Annotated in this window: 4 protein-coding genes and 1 pseudogene; all 5 read left to right on the top strand. The window is 71.4% G+C overall.

The annotated features are described in order from the left end of the window. Positions 1-279: 279 nt before the first annotated feature. The gene (locus tag CQZ88_RS19580; protein ID WP_102800179.1) at positions 280-729 is read left to right on the top strand and encodes an HAD-IA family hydrolase; all 450 of its coding nucleotides are present in this window, start codon (positions 280-282) and stop codon (positions 727-729) included. Continuing rightward, on the top strand, positions 726-2,138 hold the full coding sequence (locus tag CQZ88_RS19575) for a wax ester/triacylglycerol synthase family O-acyltransferase (RefSeq protein ID WP_102800178.1): 1,413 nt from the start codon (positions 726-728) through the stop codon (positions 2,136-2,138). The genes CQZ88_RS19580 and CQZ88_RS19575 overlap by 4 nt, the downstream gene beginning before the upstream one ends. Before the next feature lie 3 nt (positions 2,139-2,141). Continuing rightward, complete coding sequence (locus CQZ88_RS19570; protein WP_006942694.1) at positions 2,142-2,654, top strand: hypothetical protein; 513 nt, start codon at positions 2,142-2,144, stop codon at positions 2,652-2,654. 106 nt (positions 2,655-2,760) lie between these two features. Then, complete coding sequence (locus tag CQZ88_RS19565) at positions 2,761-3,891, top strand: ferredoxin reductase (RefSeq protein ID WP_102800177.1); 1,131 nt, start codon at positions 2,761-2,763, stop codon at positions 3,889-3,891. Between the two features lie 35 nt (positions 3,892-3,926). Then, positions 3,927-4,100 (top strand): annotated as a pseudogene (locus tag CQZ88_RS31415) (acyl-CoA desaturase); the annotation flags it as partial.

Raw genomic sequence — 4,100 nt, 5'->3', positions numbered from 1 at the left:
CCGGCCGGGCAACAGCGCTGCACCGGCGGCTCGAACGGAACGATGCGCCGGACGTAGTGGGCGTCGCCGTGCGGAGATGTCATCGGTTCTCCCGGATCCAGGGGGGCGACGTCGGCGCGGAACGGCCGACGCCCGGTGTGCGGACCCCGGGAGAGGACGGAGTCGCCGGTCATGGTGCCACATCCGCGCCGAGGAGGCGCGAGCATGGCGGGTCCGGGGTCGCCGCGTCGTTCGGGCTGTTGCATCGCCGAACCGGTGCTCGCGAACTAGGGTGAGGCGATGCGTGGACTGGTGCTCGATTTCGGTGGGGTGCTCGCGGGCCCCGGCACGGACGCGGCCGCGCTCGGTGGGGTGCTCGCCGAGGTGCGCCGGCGCGGCGTGCGCACCGCGATCCTCAGCAACGATCCGGGTGGTCCCGCGGCCGGCCCGCTGCGCGATCTCGGGCGCGGCCGGCTGGTGGACGAGGTGGTGCTGTCCGGAGACGTGGGCACCGCCAAACCGGACCCGCGCAGCTACCTGCTGGTGGCCCGGCGTCTCGGGCTCGAACCGTCGGCGTGCGTGTTCGTCGACGACCTGCGGGTGAACGTGGACGGCGCGGTCGCGGCGGGGATGGTCGGCGTGCATCATGCCGATGCCGCCGAGGTGGTGGCGGAATTGACGGTGCTGTTCGGCCTCGGCGAGTCGTCGCGGGCCGGGGCGCCGCGGGACGAGGGGGGTGTCGGGCGATGACCAACCGGATGTCGGCTCAGGACGCGTCGTTCTACTTTCTGGAGACGAGCAATACGCCGATGCACATCGGCTCGCTCGCCATCCTGGAGCAGCCGCGCGGTGGGCTCGACTACGAGGACGTGCTGCGGCTGGTGGAGCGACGTCTCGCGGCGGTGCCGCGGTACCGGCAGAAGGCCCGCGAGGTCGCGCTCGGCCTGGCGCGGCCCGTGTGGGTCGACGACCGCGACTTCGACATCACCTACCACGTGCGGCGCTCGGCATTGCCGCGGCCCGGCTCCGAAGCGCAGCTGCACGACCTGTTGGCCCGGCTGATCTCCCGTCCTCTCGACCGTTCGCGCCCGCTGTGGGAGATGTATCTCGTCGAGGGCCTGGCCGGCGACCGGTGCGCCCTGTTCACCAAGACCCACTCGGCCCTGGTGGACGGCGAGGAGGCACTCGAGATCGGGCAGGTGCTCTTCGAGCCCACCGAGACTCCCCGGGTGGATCCGGAGGAGCTGTGGATGCCGGAACCGGAGCCGAGCGACTCGGCGCTGGTGTTCGGCGCGCTCGCGGAGCTGGTGGCCCGCCCCGGCGAGGCCGTGTCGGGGTTGCGGGCGGCCGTCGGCGATCTGGCCGCCACCGCCGGCGAGGCGCTGGATGTCGTGGGCCGGTTGGCGCGCACCGCCGCCCAGTCCGCGCCCGGCAGCCCGCTGAATGCCTCGATCTCGCGCAACCGCCGGTTCGCGGTGGTCAAGGCCGATCTCGAGCTGTACCGGAAGATCCGGGCCCGCTACGGCTGCACCATCAACGACGTCGTGCTGGCGGTGATCGCGGGGGCGCTGCGGTACTGGCTGCTCTCACGCGGGGAGCCGCTGACGGAGGCGACGGTGGTGCGGGCGATGGTGCCGATGTCGGTGTACACGCAGGACCCGGATGCGCCCGACGAGGGTGGGGACGTGTCCGCGGCGGGGCCGCGCGGGGAGGTCTCGACCTTCCTGGTGGACCTTCCGGTCGGTGAACCGAACGCGGTCGTCCGCCTGTCCCACATCTCGCACGCCGGGGAGGCCTTCTCGCGGCAGGGCCGGCGGGTGCCGGCGCGGTCGATGATGCGGCTGTCCGGGTTCGCGCCCGCGACCATGCACGCGGTCGGGGCGCGTGTCGCGAGTGGTTTCTCCCAGCGCATGTTCAACCTGATGATCACGAACGCACCGGGTCCGCAGCATCCCCTCTACCTCGCCGGGGCGCGGGTGCTCGAGATGTACCCGATCTCGCCCCTCCTGAAGAACCAGGCACTGAGCGTCGCGTTGACGTCGTACGACGGCAACGTCTACTACGGTCTGAATGCGGACCGCGACGCGATGCCCGATGTGGAGGTGCTGACGTCGCTGCTGCACGAGTCGCTCGAGGAGTTGTTGGATGCCAGTAGGTGAGTTGTGACACGGGTGTACGTGCCGGCCACGATCGAGACGTTGAAGCGGTTGGTCGCCGACGGCGAGTTCGAGGCGGTGAGCCGCACCGCGTTCGCGGTCACCCCCGCGTTGCGCGAGGCGTACACCTCCGGCGACGACGAGGAACTCGCCGAGGTCGCGATGGCCGAGGCGGCCCGCGCCTCGTTGCGGTTGCTCGCCGGCCGGGCCGACGACGACCCGGCTCCCGAGTTCGGCCTGCGCCGGGTGGTGGTGGCCGCGGACGTCGACGGGGTGACTTTGCGCCCGGATCTCGACGATGCGGTGGTCCGGCTGCCCGGACCGGTGCCGCTGTCCGCGGTCGCGTCGGTGCACGTGGACCTCGCCGCCGCGGAGCCGGACATCGCCCGTGCCCTGCCGGTCGTGGACGCGGCCGACCTCGGCGACGAGGAGGCGGAGTTCGTGCTGGGCGACGCCGAGGACCACGAACTCGCCTGGTACGCCGCCCAGGAACTGCAGTTCCTGCTCGAGTTGCTCTGAGCTGCTCCCGGCCCCGAGTGTGACGGCTGTCTCGCCGCAACCTACGCCTCCGTAGGGAGCTGGTAACCTACGGAGGCGTAGCCCCTGGACGAGGAGAAGTGATCGGATGGGTCTGAAGGACTGGATCGAGCGGCCGGCGGCGCACGTCGCGACGAGGGACCGATCCGTGTCGAATCTCCTGCGCGGCGCGGCCGCGCGGTTGACGACACCGCTCCTGCCCGACGACTACCTGCACCTCGCCAACCCGCTGTGGTCGGCGCGCGAGCTGCGCGGCCGCATCGTCGAGGTCCGCCGCGAGACCGCCGACTCCGCGACGCTCGTCATCAAGCCCGGCTGGGGCTTCGACTTCGGGTACGCGCCGGGCCAGTACATCGGCATCGGGCTGCACGTCGACGGCCGCTGGCACTGGCGTTCGTACTCGCTGACCTCGTCGCCCACCTGGGACCGCAAGCTCATCTCGATCACCGTCAAGGCCATGACCGACGGTTTCCTCTCGAGTCACCTCGTGAGCGGCGTGCCCGCGGGCACGATCGTGCGGCTCGCCGCGCCCAAGGGCGAGTTCGTCCTGTCCGACCCCCCGCCGCCGAAGATCCTCTTCCTCACCGCGGGCAGCGGCGTCACCCCGATCATGTCGATGCTGCGCACCCTCGACCGCCGGTCGCTGCAGGCGCATGCCGAGCTGCCCGACGTCGTGCACGTGCACTCGGCGCCCACCGCCCCCGAGGTGATGTTCGCCGACGAGATCGCCCGCTTCGGTGCGGACCACGAGCAGTACCGCCCGTACGTGCGGCTGACGCGGGAGCAGGGCAAGTTCACCCTCGCCGAGCTGGACACGGTGTGCCCGGACTGGCGGGAGCGCCAGGTGTGGGCGTGTGGCCCGCAGGCGATGCTCGACGACATGGAGCGGTTCTGGGATGCCGCGGGCCTGCCGGAGCGGCTCCATCTGGAACGCTTCGCCGTCACCCGGGCGGACACCTCCGGCGCCGGCGGCACGGTGACCTTCGCCAAGTCGGGCAAGACCGTCACCGTCGACGGTGCGACGACCCTGCTCGAGGCGGGTGAGAGCGCCGGCGCCCTGATGCCGTTCGGCTGCCGGATGGGAATCTGTCAGACTTGTGTGGTGCCCCTGGAGAAGGGGCACGTCGTCGATCTCCGGTCCGGCAAGGAACACGCCGAGGGGGAGCGGGTTCAGACCTGCATCTCCGCGGCTGCCGGAGACTGCACGCTCGGCGCCTGACGCACTACCGACCCGGACCAGGGGGAAGGACCCCGGTGGCAATCACCGACATCACCGAGTTCGCGCACCTCACCGACGCGGACATCGAGGAACTCGGCCGCGAGTTCGACGCGATCCGTCGCGACATCGAGGACACCCGGGGGCTGCGCGACGCCCGCTACATCCGCAACACGATCCGGCTGCAACGCGTGCTCGAGATCGGCGGCCGG

Source organism: Rhodococcus sp. ENV425, assembly GCF_002887785.1.
Taxonomy (GTDB): Bacteria; Actinomycetota; Actinomycetes; order Mycobacteriales; family Mycobacteriaceae; genus Rhodococcus; species Rhodococcus aetherivorans.
This window is presented reverse-complemented; position numbering and strand designations above follow the sequence as displayed.

What these genes read in the sequence shown, in the direction of transcription:
- CQZ88_RS19580 (WP_102800179.1), top strand. Translation starts at nt 280, where the DNA reads ATGCGTGGACTGGTGCTCGATTTCGGTGGGGTGCTCGCGGGCCCCGGC.
- CQZ88_RS19575 (WP_102800178.1), top strand. Translation starts at nt 726, where the DNA reads ATGACCAACCGGATGTCGGCTCAGGACGCGTCGTTCTACTTTCTGGAG.
- CQZ88_RS19565 (WP_102800177.1), top strand. Translation starts at nt 2,761, where the DNA reads ATGGGTCTGAAGGACTGGATCGAGCGGCCGGCGGCGCACGTCGCGACG.